Consider the following 15,249-nt stretch of genomic DNA (forward strand, 5'->3'; position numbering starts at 1 on the left):
TCCGCGTCAATGCAGGCCCCAGGCGGACATGCCGTCCGAGGCTCCTGGCTGGGAGCCGCCGGCGACGAAGGCCCGGACCTGTTCGTCGGTGATGAAGCTCGCGGCAGAACTGGCGCGCAGGATTTCGTCGGGCGCCATGGGCTTGGCGATGGCCCAGCCCTGTACATAGTCTACGCCCAGCTCCGCCAGCGCTTCCACCGTGGGATAGTCTTCCACCCATTCGGCGATGCTGCGCATGCCGAGGTTGCGCGCCAGCTCGACGATGGCCTCGACGATGGCGTAGTTGGCCGGATGCTCGTGCATGCGCTTGATGAACCCGCCATCGATCTTGAGCGCGTCGGCGGCGAATTCCTTCAGGTACGAGAACGATGTGTAGCCCGCGCCGAAGTCGTCGAGCGCGATCTTGGCGCCGCAGGACTTGAGCCGATCGATGAAGCGGCGGGAGTTGGCGATGTCGTGCAGGGCCACGCTTTCGGTGATCTCCATGCACAGGTATTTCACCACCGGACCGAAGCGCGACAGGATGCGGAAGGTGTCCTCGATGAAGGCCTCGTCGTTCAGCGACGCGCCGCTGAGGTTGACGCAGACGAAGCGGGTGTTGGGCAGGCGCGGCAGGTTCTCGGTCAGCCATACCAGCGTCGAGGTCAGCACCCATTTGTCCAGTTCGCCGATGGTGCCATTGGCCTCGGCCGCCGCGATGATCTTGCCGGCGGGCACCATCGCGCCGGACGAGTCCTGCATGCGGATCAGCACTTCGAAGTCCAGCGAGGCCTCGGGCGCGCGCAGCGACATGATGGGCTGCATGACCAGCGACAGGCCGGTGGGCGTGAAGGTGCTGCCCAGTTCTTCGATCAGCCGCAGTTCCTCGGCGCGCTCCTGGAAGGCCGGCGCGTTTTCCTTGTAGATGACCAGGTGGCCGTGCTTGCCCTTCTTGGCCTCGCGACAGGCGCGGTCGGCCGCCGAGACGGCATCCTGGACGCGCATCTCGGGCGTGATCTCGATCAGGCCGATGGAGACCTTGACCTGGAACGAACGCCGGCGCAGCTGGAAGGGCATGTCGCAGATGTCGCTGATGATGCGGCGGCACAGGTCCGTGGCCGGCAGCATGGCGGTGTCGCGCAGCACCAGGATGAACTCGTCGCCGCCGATGCGGCCGACGTGGTGGTCTTCCCCCAGCGACCACTTGACCCGCTGGCATACTTGCTTGAGTACCTCGTCGCCGGTCTGGTGGCCATACAGGTCGTTGATCAGCTTGAAGCGGTCGAGGTCCAGGTAGGCCAGGGCGATCGGGTGGGCCGGGTCGAATTGTTTCAACGACGCCTCGAGGATGTGCTCGATGCCACGGCGGTTGAGCGCGCCGGTCAGGGTGTCGTTGTTGGCGAGAAAGCGCAGCCGCTCGGTGGCCTTGCGCCGCTCGGTAATGTCCTGCAGCGAGCCTTCGATGCGGGTATGGGCCAGCGTGGCCTTGGCCAGGTACCAGCGCGGTTCCATGCCGCCTATGGGCTGGGCCTGGATTTCCGCTTCGCCGCCGCGGTCGGCGATGTCCTTGAGCCGTGCCAGCGCGCCGGGTTCGAAGTAATTCTGCCAGCGCAGTTCGTGCAGCGGTCGGCCCTCCAGGCCCAGCTTTTCCTGCATGGCGGTGTTGGCGCGCACGAACCGGCCGTCGGGTTCCAGCGTGAACAGGCCCACGGGCGTCACTTCGTAGGCGCGTTGCAGTTCGGCCTCGGCATGTTCGCGTTCGACCCGTTCCACGCGTATCTGCTCGGCGAACGCGAAGGCGGCCACGAGGCTGGACGCCAGCGCGGCGGTGACGCTGTTGAGCGCGCCGACCAGGGCCTTGAAGTCGAAGGCCGCGGCGATGACCTCGGAGAAGGTGGAGAACAACACGATACCCAGTGCCGCCGCGTACCAGAGCGCGATGCGCGAGCGCGTGACGATGACGATGCGGGCCAGGAAGAAGATGACGACGAAGATGCCGAACGAGGCCACCACCCACATGGCGGGCAGGAAGGCGGCGAAACTCAGGAAGACGGCCAGGACCAGCAGTACCAGGCCGGCGCGCGAGCCGGCGCGCAGCAGCCAGCCGTAGCCTACCCGGCTGAGCTCGGTGCGCATGAACTGGGCGAACAGCGTGTAGGTGACGATGTAGTAGGCGGCGATGGTCAGCTTGCGGGTCATCGCCATCCAATCGACGGGAATGGTGCGTTCCAGCCACTGGGTATCGAATCCCATCGTGATGCCGCCCAGGCGCAGGTTGCCGACCAGCCAGATCGCGAACAGCAGGTAGCGGGCGTCGCGGTTGATCAGCGCCGTCATCAGCGTGAGCACCGCCAGGGTCAGCAGTCCGCCCTCGAGCACGCCCGTGGCGTGGTGGTAGGCGAGGTGGGAGAGGGCCAGCTCGGATTTGGGCCAGGCCTCGACGGTGATGCGTGCGGGGCCCGAGAAGTGGGCGCGGCACAGCAGGTCGAGGGGCCGCGCGTGCACGCCCAGGTCCAGCGCGAAACCCGACTTCACCGACTGCAGGATGCCCGACGTGCCGCCGCGCGTGGCCGCGCCCAGGGGCGCCAGGCCGGCAGCGTTCCAGCACGAGACTTCCTGCGCGTGGCGGGACGGCAGTTCCACGCTTTGCGGCGTGTTCGACGGCGGGACGGTAAAGCGGAACCAGAACGGCGTCTCGGCCAGGCGGGTGTCGTGGAAGCGGACGGCGGGCGCGGATGCGAGGGTGGCCAGCGCTTCGGAAGGGGTCTGGCCGGTCTTGTCGGCGACCACGGCGAAGGGCAGGACGCGGTTGTCGTTGGTGTCGTAGATGCTGTGTTCCAGCGTAAGCGCCACCAGCGAGAAGACGAAGATCGCCGCCGGTACGAGGTAGTACGAGAAGTTGCTTAAGAACCAGTCGATCTTGGCCGTAACCCAGGCTATGCGGGTAGAGGGTTCCGCCGAAGGGGGCTGCATGTTCGCCTTGAGAAGGAGGGGGGGCTTGTCGTTTCGCGGGCGGCCCGCCCCCCCGGATGGGCCGCTGATCGTGCCGGATCAGGCCTGCGGTTGAAGGAGGTCTTCCCGTTCCCGCGAAGCGCTGCGCAGCGCGTCAATGTTAATCAAATTCCCATCGATGCGAATGTCCGGATGATGGGTCTTGAACACAAACTGATACAAAGGGTGGCCAGCCTCGCGCCAACGCTTTTCGGCCGTCGCGATTTCGAAAGCCAGTACGCGGTGAGGGATGTTGCCCGCGTGGCGCATCGGCATGAAGCCTTGGCCGGGGAACACTTCGCGGAACATCAGCGCCTCGTACTGGCGATCGAGCGGGGACCGTCCGGCGATGACCATCCAGTCTATGCCCGCTTGCACGCAAAAAAGGAAATAGGCCTTGAAAAGAGCTGTTTTCGCGACACGGCCCATGCGCTCGCTGGAGACGCCCAGACGGGTGGCTTCGGCCAGGGCATAGCCCGAGAGCCAATCGGGCAGCGTGACCGACTGTTCCAGCCACAAGGGGCCGCACATGTTGGTCTGGACGCGCATGGTGCCCAGCGGCGCGCCGTCGAACTTGGATTCGGCCAGCAGCACGACCGAGCCTGGGTCGGTGTCGTGCAGTTCCGGTTCGCCCAGGTTGCGGGCGATTTCCGGCACGTGGCGGCCGTAGGCCGACTGACGCATGGCGATGGCTTTTTCCATGGCTTCGCCGTCCCGGGCGATGCGGATGGTGAAGGGCAGGTTCTCGGGGGTCTGCTCGGAAAGCGGCAAAAGCAGGCCGGACCGGGTGGGCAGAGCATTGTCGTAAGACATTTGGACTTCCTTGTAAGAGTGAGACGGTATGGCCGTTGCGGATATCGCAGCGGTAACACCAGATTCGCACGTCTCGGCGGGAAGTTGCTTACAACTGTCGGGAAAAAGGGGGTTATGGCCCGATTTTTGTTGTGCACCGCACAATAACTGGTTTCAGCCTCCCAGGCTGGCCCAGATCAGGCTGGCGCCGGCCAGCATCAGCAGGCCGCAGACCAGCCATTCCACGGCGCGCCGGGAAATCGGGGGCGGATGCCTTGCCTGCCACCAGGACACGCCCGCGACCACGGGAACGGCGCAGATGCCCAGCAGCAGCGAACTCCATTCGAAATGTCCGCTGGCGGCCACCAGCACCAGACGCAGGGCGGCGCTGGCGGCGAACATCATGAACAGGCACTCGCGCACCAGGTTGCGGTCCAGGGGCTGCCGGTACAGGTGATAGACCATGGGCGGCCCCGAGGTGGAGAAAAGGCCGCCGAGCAGCCCCGACAGCACGCCGAAGAACCATAGCGCCGGCTTGCCCGAGGGCTGGGCGCGGGGAGCGGTCTGCACCAGCAGCAGGATGGCACAGCCGATGATGGCCACGCCCAGCAGCAGGCGCAGCGTCGTGACCGCGTTGGTGCTGAGCCAGGCCAGCAGCGCGACGCCGCCCAGCACGCCCACGAGGCTGCTGGTCAGGATGGGGCGCAGCAGGGTCCAGTCGAAGGTGACGCGGTTGTAGCGCCAGTAGGCCCAGGCGTTCGCCAGGCTCAGGACGCTGGCCACGTTGGCCGCCTCGGGAATGGGCATCAGTCCGAAGGCGCCGACCATGCCGAGCAGCAGCAGGGCGAAGGCAAAGCCGGTGAGGTTCTGGCAGTAGGCCGACAGGCCCACGCAGGCGAGAAATAGCAGGAAGGTCAGTACGGTCATGAACCCGAAATACTAACCCGAAAAAGCACGGTTTTCCGGGGAAGCGGGCGCTTTCAGCTCGCGCGCAGCACGGCCGAGATGCTGGCCGCGCTGCGCAGCGCGTGCTGGGCCAGCGGGGCTTCCGGATCCAGTTCTTCTTCCAGCGCCAGTCCCGCCACGATCAGCGCCGCCACTGCTTCGCCGCCACGGCCGAACACCGGGCAGGCGAGCGTTCCCACGCCCGGCCGCATTTCGCTCAGCCCGAACGACAGGCCCCGGGCCGCGCGTATCGCTTCCAGCCGGTCCGAAGCGGCTGCGTAGCGTTCCTCGCCCACGTGCGCGATGCCCCGTTCGCGCGGCCACGCGGCCAGGATGGCGCGCCCGCTCACGCTGGCGTCCAGCGGAAAGTGGGTGCCGATGTCGGTGATGATGTTGAGCGGCACCGATGGGGCCCAGATGCGTTCGATGATGACCACCTCGTCCAGCGCCGGCACGGAGATCGAGACGATCGCCCGGCGCCTGCCCACGCCTTTCTCCTGCAACTCGATCGCGTGCGGCAGGGCGGCCCGCCGTATGCCCAGCCGGTCGTGCTGGGCCGTTCCCAGAACCAGGCACTTGGGGCCCAGCGCATAGATGCCCTCTCGCGCCTGCACCATGCCCCAGAAGGCCAGGGTACGCAGCACGCGATGGACCGTGGTGCGGTCCAGTTCCGTGGCCTGGGCCAGTTCGAGCGCCGAGGCGCCCCGCGGCATCCGCATCAGCACATCGAGCAGGAACATGGCCCGGTCGATGACCTGGACCCGATTGCCTGGCGGCGCTGCGGAAGTGGAAGGCTGGCGGGGCATGGATACGGTCGAGGGAATCGTTGACGTCGCGACATGGTATCGCTAATCTCGGAGTGCGTATTACAAGCTTAATGTGCGTAATATGCACATAACCAATGATCATGAGAGGTTGTCGCCATGTCGTCCCTGCGTGCTTCCTGGTTTGCGTCGTTCCTTGCGCTGGCTGCCGTTCCGGCCGTCGCGGCGGATGGCTACCCCTCCCGGCCGGTCAGGCTGATCGTGCCGTTCGCGGCCGGCGGCGCGGTGGACGCGGTCGCGCGTACCCTCGCGGCCCGCCTCGCCGAGCAGTTTTCGCAAAAGGTGGTGGTCGAGAACCGCGCCGGCGCTTCCGGCAACATCGGCGCCGACGCGGTGGTCAGGTCACCGGCCGACGGCTATACGCTGCTGTTCACGGCCTCGACCCTGGTGGTCAATCCGCTCATCATGAAGGACAAGCCACCCTTCGATCCGGCCCGGGACCTGACGCATCTCGCGCTGGTCGCCTCGGGGCCGCTCCTGTTCGTCACGCCCGCGTCCGCACCGGCCGGATCGGTCCAGGACTTCGTGGCCCAGGCCAAGGCCGCGCCCGATCGGTTCAGCTTCGCGGTGGGCGGTTTCGGCGCGGCAGGCCACCTGGACGTGGAGTCCTTCAAGCATCTGGCCGGACTGGCTGTGCCCACCGTGCTCTACAAGGGCACGGGACCGGCGCTGATCGACCTGATGGGCGGCCAGGTCAGCGGCATGATCGATCCGCTGCTGACATCGCTGCCCCCGGTCAAGGCCGGCAAGCTCAAGGCGCTGGCCATTACCGGGAACAAGCGCAGCACGCTGGCTCCCGACGTGCCGACGTTCGCCGAGGCCGGCTACCCCGAGGTCAATTTCTCGACCTGGTATGGCTTGTGGGGACCGGCGGGACTGCCGGCCCCCGTGGTGGACAAGTTGGAAGCGGCGGTCAAGCGCTTCGTGGCCGAGCCCGACGCGCGTGCCTGGTTCGAGCGCCAGGGGCTCGAACCGTCGGGGGTGTCGGGTGCCCGTTTCCGGGCCTTCATCGACCAGGAAACGGCCAAGTCGCGCGAGATCGTGAAGCTGGCCCATATCGCCGAGCAGTGACGGGGGCCTGCGCGATCAGGCTTCGTCCACGAGCAGGGCCCGCACCTTGGCCCGCTGGACCTTGCCGTAATGGGACTTGGGGATGGCCGGGGCGAAGCGGATCACGCGCGGCTTCTTGAATCCCGATAGCGACCGGCGGCAGTGTTCCATCAGCTCCTCGGCCGTGGCCGCCGCGCCCGCGTGCAGCACGACGGCGGCGCCGACGATCTCGCCCCACTCGGGGTCGGGCAGTCCGGCCGCGGCCGCTTCGGCAACGGCGGGGTGGCTGCACAGCGCGCGTTCCACCTCGTCCGGAAGTATGGACTTGCCGCCGCTGCGTATCACTTCCTTCAGGCGGCCGGTAATGCGCAGCACGCCCGAGGCGTCCAGGATGCCGAGGTCCCCGGTGCGGAACCAGCCGTCGCGGAAGACCCGGGCGGTCAGTTCCGGCTGCCGCCAGTAGCCGGCCGCGACGTGGGCGCCGCGTATAAGCACTTCGCCTTCCGTGTCCGCCGGTGCGGTTTCCCCATCGCGTTCGATGCGGATCTCGCAGCCGAACAGCGGCCGGCCCACGCTGCGCACGGCCTGCGCCCGGGTCTCGGGGGCGGCCAGGACATCGGGCGGCTGATAGCAGCTCCACGATGCCTCGGTCAGCCCATACAGGATGCCGAAGCGCGGGCCGAAGGCCTCGATGGCGGCCAGGAAAGTGTCGGGCGGAATGGCGGCCGCGCCCACATCCATGCTGCGCAGCGCGCCCAGGTCGTGGTCGGCGGGCCGGGTCTCCTTCAGCAGCCGCACCAGATGGGTGGGCACCAGGGAGGTCGAGGTGGCGCGGTGGCGCGCCAGCAGCTCCAGGAAGCGCGCCGGTTCGAAGCGGCCCGCCAGCACGACCGCGCCGCCCGCGGCCAGCTGGGCCAGCACGATGATGGCGGCGATCGGCCATAGCGGCCGCATGTTGAGCATGACGTCGCCGGGATGCTGGCCGCGCGCCATGACGATGTTCTGCAGCGCGGAGGTGATGCTGCCGTGAGTGATGACGACGGCCTTGGGCGCGCCGGTGCTGCCGCCGGTGTAGTTGAGCGAGGCCATGGCGTCGGCCGCGGGCGTGGCCGCGGGCGCCTCGCGGCTGTCCGCGTCGGTTTCCAGTGGACGCAGACGCAGGCCGGGCACGCGAGCGGCCAGCTCGCGCGCGCGTTCGCCGTATTCGGCGCCATGGGCCAGCATGCCGGCCTGGGCATCGATCAGTTGCGCGGCCTGCTCGTTGGCGCTGAGCGCCGGGTCGAGCGGCACCCGGACCAGTCCGGCCGACATCGCGCCGTAGTCCCACAGCAGGTAAGCGGGCGTGTTGTCCCCAAGGATGGCAACGCGGTCGCCGTCCCCGAGCCCGTCTGCGCGCAGCGCATGGCCCAGTCCGAACACGCGCGCGGCGAACGATGGAAAGTCCAGGACGCTGCCGTCGCGCGCGTCCACGATCGCGGGCTGGCCGGGCCAGCGCTGCGCGCACCGTTGAAGCAGGGCACCGACGTTCATAGCCAGCCCTGCATGATCACGCGGCCTTCCACCGCTTTGGTGTCGAGAAGTTCGTGCGCGCGGCGGATCTCGTTGAAGGGCAGAGTGGCGGAGATGACGGGACGGATCTGGCCGCAGGCCAGCATCGCCAGTGCCTGGCGGATGTCCTCCAGCGTGCCGCTGCCAGATCCCATGACGCGTATCCTGCGGCCGATCAGCAGTCCTGGCAGCACGTCCACCGCCTGGCCGTCGATGTTGCCGAGCACCACCACCGTGCCGCCCTGCGCCATGCTGCGCAGGGTCTCGGGCAGGGACAGGCCCAGGTTATCGATGGCGATGTCCACGCCCTGTTTGCCCGTGAGCTGCCAGGCCTGGGCGCCGAACTTCAGGTCCGGCGCCACGATGACTTCGTCGGCTCCAAGCGATTTCAGATGCGCGGCCTTGGCCGGGCTGGAAGTGACCGCGATGGAACGGGCGCCCAGGGCGCGCACGATCTGGATCTGGTGCATGCCCAGGCCACCGCTGGCGCCCGTGATGAGGACCGTGTCGCCGGGGCTGGTGCCGGCCAGGGTACGCAGCGCGCGCAGGCTGGTGCCGATTGGGCAGCACGACAGCGCCGCGGCTTCCCAGGGCAGGCCCCGCGGCACGGGGATGGCCATGGGCGCGGGTACGCAGACATATTCGGCGTAGCCGCCGACGGTGTCGACGGCCGGCAGGCCCAGCGCGCGGCACATGTCCTGCCGGCCGCGCAGGCAGTTGCGGCACAGGCCGCAGAACTGGCGCTGGTAGATGACCACCGGGTCGCCCACGCGGTGCGTGATCACGCCGTCGCCCACCGCCACGACCTCGCCCGCGGTCTCGTGGCCCAGGACGACGCCGGCGCGTGCGCCGGGCAGCTTGCCCGCGCGGTGCAGGATGTCATGGTGGCAGATGCCGGCAGCCTTGACCTGCACCAGGACCTCGCCCGCTGCGGGGGAGGGAGTGGGAACCTCGCGGATTTCCAGGGTGTCGGGTGCGCCGAAGGCGGAAAGGATGACGGCTTTCATGGGAGAATCGTCCACGGTTAATTGTGCATAATATGCACATAATGTTTACTATTTACACATTTGAAGTATAGTTTGCATAGCCGGCACCCACCTGTCAACGTGTCGCCGGCGCCATTCACGGGAAGAGGCCTGCATGGGTATCGACTATCGTCCGCTCGAAGGCGGCATCCACGAGATCGTCATCAACCGTCCGGAGCGCATGAACGCGCTGGACGTGCCCGCCAAGCGGGAACTGGGCCGCATCTGGCGCGACGCGGCCCAGGATCCGGCCGTGTCGGTGCTGGTGCTGCGCGGCGCGGGCGAGAAGGCCTTCTGCGCAGGTTCGGACATCAAGGAGATGCAGGCGACCGGCACCATGGTGGACACGCGGACGCTGATGGAGGCCATTCCCGGCATAGGCGTGGAACTGCACAAGCCGGTGGTGGCGGCGCTGCACGGTTTCACCATAGGCATGGGGCTGACGCTGGCCATCCATGCCGATTTCCGCATCGCCGCCGAGACGGGCAAGCTGGGATTTCCCGAGGTCCAGCACGGCATGCTCTCGGGTGTCAGTGCCGTCACCTTGCCGGGGCTGGTGGGCGAGCCGCGCGCGCTGGATCTGATGCTGACGGCCCGGCTGATCGAACCGCGGGAAGCGTTGCGCATCGGGCTGGTGGACGAGGTCGTGTCCGACAGCCTTGCGGCCGCGATGGCGCTGGCGCGGCGCATCGCCTCGAATTCCGCGGCGGCGGTGGCGCAGACCAAGCGTCTGATCCTGTTGGAGCGCCGTCGCCGTGCGCGCGATCATGCCGCCGTCATCGACGACGCGCGGTTGGCCATACTCGAGTCGAAAGAGTTCGGCGACGTGGTGGCCCACAAGCCCGGCGCGGGCCGCATCCGCTAGGCGGCCCGCCTATCCGCCCACGCGCCGTCCCGCGTCCAGCAGGCCGCCGATGTCCTGGGCCGCCAGCAGTTCCACCGTTCCCTGCGCGAGCTGCGACAGCGGCCGTTCGCGCGCGGTGGCCAGGACCAGGTTGTTGCGCATGCGCGGCGAACCGATGGTGGAGATCCGGAACGGGCCGCCTTCGACGGTGCTGGCGATGGGCGCCGCGCTGCGCGGCACGATGGCATAGCCCTGTCCGCTCAGCGCGAGCTTGAGCAGGGTGTGCACGGCGTCGACCTCGGCCACGACGTTCAGCTTGATGCCGTGGGGCCGGCAGCCAGCCTCGATCACGTTGCGCACGGCGTTCGGAATGCTGGGCACCAGGACCGGGTAACGCTCCAGTTCCCGCGCCGCCAGTCGCGCCGGCAGCGGGAAGGCGGGCTTGGGGCGGCCGCACAGCACCATGTCCTCGCGATACAGGCTGCGGTATTCCAGGCGGGGGCTGGGCGGCGGATCGAACAGCAGCGCGATCTCGATCTTGCCCAGTATCAGGTCTTCGCGCAGCGCGACGCTCAGGCCTTCGGAAACGGAAATCGACGCCTCGGGATAGCGCTTGCGGAACTGCTTGACCAGTTCCGGCGTCAGCACGTGCGCGATGCGCGGGGGCAGGCCCACGGTCAGCCTGCCGGTGGGCTGTTCGCGCAGCGCCTGGATGTCGGCGCGGGCCTGCCGCGTCAGCTTCAGGATGGCGTTGCCGTAGGACAGCAGGCATTTGCCGGATTCGGTCAGCTCCACGCCGCGGCCGGTGCGGACCAGCAGGTGGGATTTCAGTTCGAGTTCGAGCAGGCGGATGTGGCGGCTGAGCGTGGGCTGGGAGACGCCAGCCACCAGCGCGGCGCGGGTCAGGCTGCCGAGTTCGGCCACGCGCACGAAGGATTCCAGCTGCTGCAGGTCCATGGTATTTGATTTATGGATATCAGATGTAGAAGCTATTTTATTGATGAAAATGGCGGACGTGCGCACAATGCCGCCTCTTGACGAAACGCCGCCAGCGGGATGCCGCCAAGGCGGCATGCACGAGGAGACCCCATGCACATGTCCCGCAAATTCCTGGTCCCGGCCGTTGCCCTGGCGCTGGCTTCCACGTTGGGTGCCGCGCGCGCCGAGGGCTATCCCGATCGTCCCGTGCGCATCGTGATCCCGTTCGCGCCCGGCGGCAGCAATGACATCGTCGGCCGCCTGATCGGCGAGGAACTGTCCAAGAGCCTGGGGCAGCCGTTCATCGTCGACAACCGGGGAGGCGCGGGCGGTACCATCGGCACCGAGGTGGTGGCCAAGTCCCGTCCCGACGGCTATACGCTGCTGCTGATCTCGACCCCGCACACGGCGAATTCGACGCTGTACAAGAAACTGTCCTACGATCCGAACAAGGACTTCGCGCCCATTGCCCGGCTGGCTACCGCGCCGCTGCTGATTTCGGTCTATCCGGGCCTGCCGGTGAAGACGCTGTCGGACCTGATCGCCTATGCCAAGGCCAATCCGGGCAAGCTCAACTACGTGTCGTCCGGCGTGGGCAGTTCGCAGCATCTGGTCAGCGAACTGTTCGAGATCCGGGCCGGCATCTCGATGACGCACGTGCCCTACAAGGGCGCCGGCGCGGCCCTGACCGACGTTGCCGCGGGCCATGCCCAGGTGTCCGTCGGTACCGTGCTGCAGGCGCTGCCGCACGTCAAGGCCAACCGCCTGCGGCCGCTGGCCGTCAGCGGTACCCAACGCCAGGCCGTGCTGCCCGAGGTGCCCACGGTCCAGGAGGCGGGCCTGGCGGGCTACGACGGCGACAACTGGTGGGGCATCCTGGCGCCGGCCGGCACGCCGCCGGCCGTCGTCGACAAGCTGAGCAAGACCATCGGCGACATCCTGGCCAAGCCGGACATGCGCCAGCGCCTGGCGGCCGAGAGCGCGTCGGTGGCTTATCTGTCGCCCGAACCCTTCGGTAAATTCATGGCCGGCGAAACGACCAAGTGGGCGGAGCTGATCAAGCGGCTCGGCATCCAGGCCGATTGACGCGCCCGGCAGGCCATTTCTGGAAGATGCATCTATGAGTAGACCCGCCGCGGTGTTGTTGCGGTATTCCCCGGTGCCCGCCGAGCTGGCGGCCATCGAACGGCTGGCGGCCGAGGTGGTGGCCGCCCATCCGGGGTGCTTCGAGCGCGTGGACGCCAACCGCGCGCTGGACGGTTCCCATCTGTATCTGTACTTCTGGTCCCCGCGGCCAGGCGGCGTGGAGCTGGCCGGCGACATCGCCGGGCGCGCCGGCAGGCTGCTGCCAGGCCAGGCACCGGACGTCCTGATCCTGTCGCCGGTGCAGGACCTGCCCGGTGTTTCGCAGGGCCAGCCGGCCACGCACCACTACGTGGTCGAGACCGACGTGCGCCCGGAAGTGGCCGAGGACCTGTCGAACTGGTACGGGCAGGAACACCTGCCCGGCCTGGCCGCCGTGACGGGCAACGTGCGCGCGCGCCGGCTGGTGGCGGACAATACCGATGGCAGCCAGCGGTCGCTGGCCTGTTATGACCTGACCACGCCCGCCATCCAGCAGGATCCCGCCTGGCTGGCCGTGCGCGCGACCGACTGGAGCAGCCGCGTGCGTCCGCATTTCCAGAATACCCGCCGGGTCATGTGCGAACGGATCTACGCACTCGAACCCGGCCAAGGAGCGATATGACTTCCGCAATCCGACAAGACGGCGCGCCCGCCCTGGTGGACGCGCGCATCACCCGCATCGAGACCATTCCGCTGAAGGTGGAGCTGGAGCGGCCGGCCACGGGCTCGACCCTGAAGCTGACCCACCGCTGCACCATCGTCACGCGCGTGCACACCGATACCGGCGTGGTGGGCGAGTGCTTCAACGGCAACGACGACGAACTGCAGCCGGCCATCATCCGCCTGATCCACGACGAACTGGAACCTCTGCTCAAGGGCCGCCGCGTCGCCGCCATCGACGACGCCTGGGCCGCCACGCGGCGCGCGACCGAGCCTTTCCTGCGCGACCGCCGGGTGGCGCTGCGGGCCCAGGCCTGCGTGGACAGCGCGCTGCACGATGCCGTGGGCAAGCTGGCCGGCCTGCCGCTGCACCTCTTGTGGGGCGGCGCGCGCGAGCGCGTGCCGGTGGTCGCGCTGGGCGGATACTATCGCCAGAGCGGCGACCTGGAGGCCCTGGCCGACGAAGTGGCCGAGCTGAAGGCCTTCGGCATCCACGGCCTGAAACTCAAGCTGGGCGGCAAGACGCCCGCCGAAGATGCCCTGCGCGCCCAGACCGTGCGCCGGGCCGGCGGCGACGGCTTCGTGCTGGCCTGCGACGCCAACCAGGGCTGGAGCCGCGAAGAGGCGCTGGAATTCGTGCGCCGGACCCGCGACCTGAACCTGGCCTGGTTCGAGGAACCTTGCCGCTGGGACAACGACCGCGCCGACATGGCGGTGGTGCGGACGGTGGGTGGCGTGCCGGTGGCGGCGGGGCAGAGCGAACTGTCGCGCTTCGGCTGCCGCGATCTGCTGGTGGCCGGCGCCATCGACATCTGCAACTTCGACGCGAGCTGGGGCGGCGGTCCGACCGAATGGCGGCGCGTGGCGATGCTGGCTTCGGCCTTCAACGTCTCGGTCATGCAGCACCTGGAGCCGCAGATCGGCCTGATGATGTCGGCGGGCGTGGTCAATGGCCGCTATGCCGAAGTCATGCTGCCCTGGCGCGATCCGTTCTTCTACAAGCTGATCGCCAATCAGCCGGAACGGCCGTTCGTCGATGGCTACTACACGCTGCCGACCGCGCCGGGCTGGGGCATGAGCTTCGACCCCGAGTACCTGGAGTTCGCGCGCCGCAAGTAGGAGGCAGCGGATTCAGCGCGCCGCGAGCAGGGCCTCGACGGCGCGCGCCGCCGCCAGCAGGCGGCGGTCCTGGCCGCCCGGGGCGGCCAGCATGAGTCCGACCGGCGCCGCGCCCGGTTCGTGGCAGGGCAGCGAGATGGCGCACCCGTCCAGGAAATTGATGAAGGTCGGATTGCGCAGCACCAACAGGTTGGCGCGGCCATAGGCCTCGTCGTCGGCCAGTTCCCGCACCGTTGGCGCGATGACGGGCACCGTGGGACAGGCGATCACGTCCAGCGTCTCGAAGTGACGATTCGTGCGCCGTATCCAGTCGGCGCGGCGTGCGTGCAGCCCGGCGATGTCCTGGACGGTCATCTGCGCGCCTTTCTCGATGCGCACCTTGACGCGCGGGTCGTACAGGCCGCCATGGCGGGCCATCATGTCCCGGTGCAGCGGATAGGATTCGGCGGCGGTGTAACCGCCCTTGGCGTTGATGGCCGCCAGTTCGGAGAATTCCGCGAAGGGTGCCTCCACGATGGCCGCGCCGGCTTGCGACAGCCGTTGCAGCGCGGCCTGGAACGCCTTGCCAACGTCGCCGTCCATGCCGTCCAGCGCCAGGGTCTGCGGCACGCCGACGCGCAGGCCGGCCAGGGGCGCGTGTTCGTCCGGGTAGACCGGCTCGCCGGACAGGATGGCGTCGACAAGGGCGCAGCAATTCACGGTATGGCCGATGCCGCCTATGCTGTCCAGCGTGGTCGACAGCGGAAAGGCGCCCGTGGCGGGCACGCGGGCCGCGGTGGGCTTGAAGCCGGTCAGGCCCGTCAGCGCGGCCGGAATGCGGCACGACCCGCCGGTATCGGTGCCCAGGCCCACGGCCGCCATGCCGTCGGTGACCGAGACCGCCGCGCCCGAGGACGAGCCGCCGGGGATCCGGCCGGTCTGGCGGTCGTAGGGATTGAGCGGCGTGCCGTAGTGGGGATTGAGCCCCAGCCCCGAATAGGCGAACTCCGTCATGTTCGTGCGGCCCATGACGACGAAGCCGGCCTCGCGCAGGCGGGCGACCGCCACGGCGTCGCGCGCGGCGGGCGGGGCATCGGCCAGCACGCGCGAGCCCGCCGTCGTGACCTGGCCTTCGATGTCGAACAAGTCCTTGATCGAGATGGGGATGCCGGCCAGGCGCCGGGTGCGCTCCCCCCGCGCGCGCGCCGCATCGACCGCGTCGGCGGCGCGCCGCGCGCCGTCGGCGTCCACCGCGACATAGACGCGCGCGCCCTGGCCGGACGGATCGGCGATGCGCGCCAGGCAGGCTTCCACCAACTCGCGGCTGGTCAGGCGGCCGGCGTCCAGTTCGGCGCTCAGGTGTTCCAGGGACATCAGGGGCGGCATCGCG

The 15,249-nt window shown here is 68.5% G+C and carries 13 protein-coding genes; 5 read left to right on the forward strand and 8 right to left on the reverse strand.

Features of this window, described 5'->3' with window-relative positions; translation table 11 throughout:
- Positions 1-6 precede the first annotated feature (6 nt).
- From EV675_RS23800 to EV675_RS23815, 4 genes are all read right to left on the reverse strand, one after another.
- Entirely contained in the window at positions 7-2,952 is a 2,946-nt protein-coding gene (locus EV675_RS23800; protein ID WP_130360653.1) for an EAL domain-containing protein, read from the reverse strand.
- Positions 2,953-3,030: 78 nt separating this feature from the next.
- Complete coding sequence (locus EV675_RS23805; RefSeq protein ID WP_130360655.1) at positions 3,031-3,783, reverse strand: hypothetical protein; 753 nt, start codon at positions 3,781-3,783, stop codon at positions 3,031-3,033.
- Between the two features lie 153 nt (positions 3,784-3,936).
- Positions 3,937-4,689 (reverse strand): TSUP family transporter, encoded by a 753-nt coding sequence (locus EV675_RS23810; RefSeq protein ID WP_130360657.1) that lies wholly within the window; start codon positions 4,687-4,689, stop codon positions 3,937-3,939.
- A 53-nt stretch (positions 4,690-4,742) separates the two neighbouring features.
- The gene (locus EV675_RS23815) at positions 4,743-5,447 is read right to left on the reverse strand and encodes an IclR family transcriptional regulator (protein WP_165404746.1); all 705 of its coding nucleotides are present in this window, start codon (positions 5,445-5,447) and stop codon (positions 4,743-4,745) included.
- 183 nt (positions 5,448-5,630) lie between these two features.
- Between EV675_RS23815 and EV675_RS23820 the strand changes: the two genes are divergently transcribed.
- The gene (locus tag EV675_RS23820) at positions 5,631-6,602 is read left to right on the forward strand and encodes a Bug family tripartite tricarboxylate transporter substrate binding protein (RefSeq protein WP_130360661.1); all 972 of its coding nucleotides are present in this window, start codon (positions 5,631-5,633) and stop codon (positions 6,600-6,602) included.
- A 15-nt stretch (positions 6,603-6,617) separates the two neighbouring features.
- Here the strand turns inward: EV675_RS23820 and EV675_RS23825 are convergent, their stop codons facing one another.
- Both EV675_RS23825 and EV675_RS23830 read right to left on the reverse strand, forming a co-directional pair.
- Positions 6,618-8,111 carry a class I adenylate-forming enzyme family protein gene (locus tag EV675_RS23825; RefSeq protein WP_130360663.1) on the reverse strand — a complete coding sequence of 498 codons (1,494 nt, stop codon included), beginning with the start codon at positions 8,109-8,111 and terminating at the stop codon, positions 6,618-6,620.
- The gene (locus tag EV675_RS23830; protein WP_130360665.1) at positions 8,108-9,136 is read right to left on the reverse strand and encodes an alcohol dehydrogenase catalytic domain-containing protein; all 1,029 of its coding nucleotides are present in this window, start codon (positions 9,134-9,136) and stop codon (positions 8,108-8,110) included. Before EV675_RS23830 ends, EV675_RS23825 begins: the two co-directional genes overlap by 4 nt.
- Positions 9,137-9,269: 133 nt before the next feature.
- On the opposite strand from EV675_RS23830, the gene EV675_RS23835 reads away from it, so the two are divergent.
- Entirely contained in the window at positions 9,270-10,019 is a 750-nt protein-coding gene (locus EV675_RS23835) for an enoyl-CoA hydratase/isomerase family protein (protein WP_130360667.1), read from the forward strand.
- A gap of 9 nt (positions 10,020-10,028) precedes the next feature.
- On the opposite strand, the gene EV675_RS23840 is transcribed toward EV675_RS23835, so the two are convergent.
- Positions 10,029-10,955 carry a LysR family transcriptional regulator gene (locus EV675_RS23840; protein ID WP_130360669.1) on the reverse strand — a complete coding sequence of 309 codons (927 nt, stop codon included), beginning with the start codon at positions 10,953-10,955 and terminating at the stop codon, positions 10,029-10,031.
- A 138-nt stretch (positions 10,956-11,093) separates the two neighbouring features.
- Here EV675_RS23840 and EV675_RS23845 point away from each other — a divergent pair, with 138 nt between their 5' ends.
- Genes EV675_RS23845 through EV675_RS23855 form a run of 3 tightly spaced genes read left to right on the forward strand, consistent with a single transcriptional unit; the run spans position 11,094 to position 13,880 of the window.
- A complete protein-coding gene (locus EV675_RS23845) occupies positions 11,094-12,062 on the forward strand; it encodes a Bug family tripartite tricarboxylate transporter substrate binding protein (RefSeq protein ID WP_165404747.1) in 969 nt (322 codons plus the stop codon).
- Positions 12,063-12,096: 34 nt separating this feature from the next.
- The gene (locus EV675_RS23850; protein ID WP_130360673.1) at positions 12,097-12,723 is read left to right on the forward strand and encodes a DUF4286 family protein; all 627 of its coding nucleotides are present in this window, start codon (positions 12,097-12,099) and stop codon (positions 12,721-12,723) included.
- Positions 12,720-13,880, forward strand: a complete 1,161-nt coding sequence (locus EV675_RS23855; protein ID WP_130360675.1) for a mandelate racemase/muconate lactonizing enzyme family protein — start codon at positions 12,720-12,722, stop codon at positions 13,878-13,880. The genes EV675_RS23850 and EV675_RS23855 overlap by 4 nt, the downstream gene beginning before the upstream one ends.
- Before the next feature lie 12 nt (positions 13,881-13,892).
- On the opposite strand, the gene EV675_RS23860 is transcribed toward EV675_RS23855, so the two are convergent.
- Positions 13,893-15,245 carry an amidase gene (locus EV675_RS23860; protein ID WP_130360677.1) on the reverse strand — a complete coding sequence of 451 codons (1,353 nt, stop codon included), beginning with the start codon at positions 15,243-15,245 and terminating at the stop codon, positions 13,893-13,895.
- Positions 15,246-15,249 lie beyond the last annotated feature (4 nt).

Source organism: Pigmentiphaga kullae, from assembly GCF_004216695.1.
GTDB lineage: Bacteria > Pseudomonadota > Gammaproteobacteria > Burkholderiales > Burkholderiaceae_B > Pigmentiphaga > Pigmentiphaga kullae.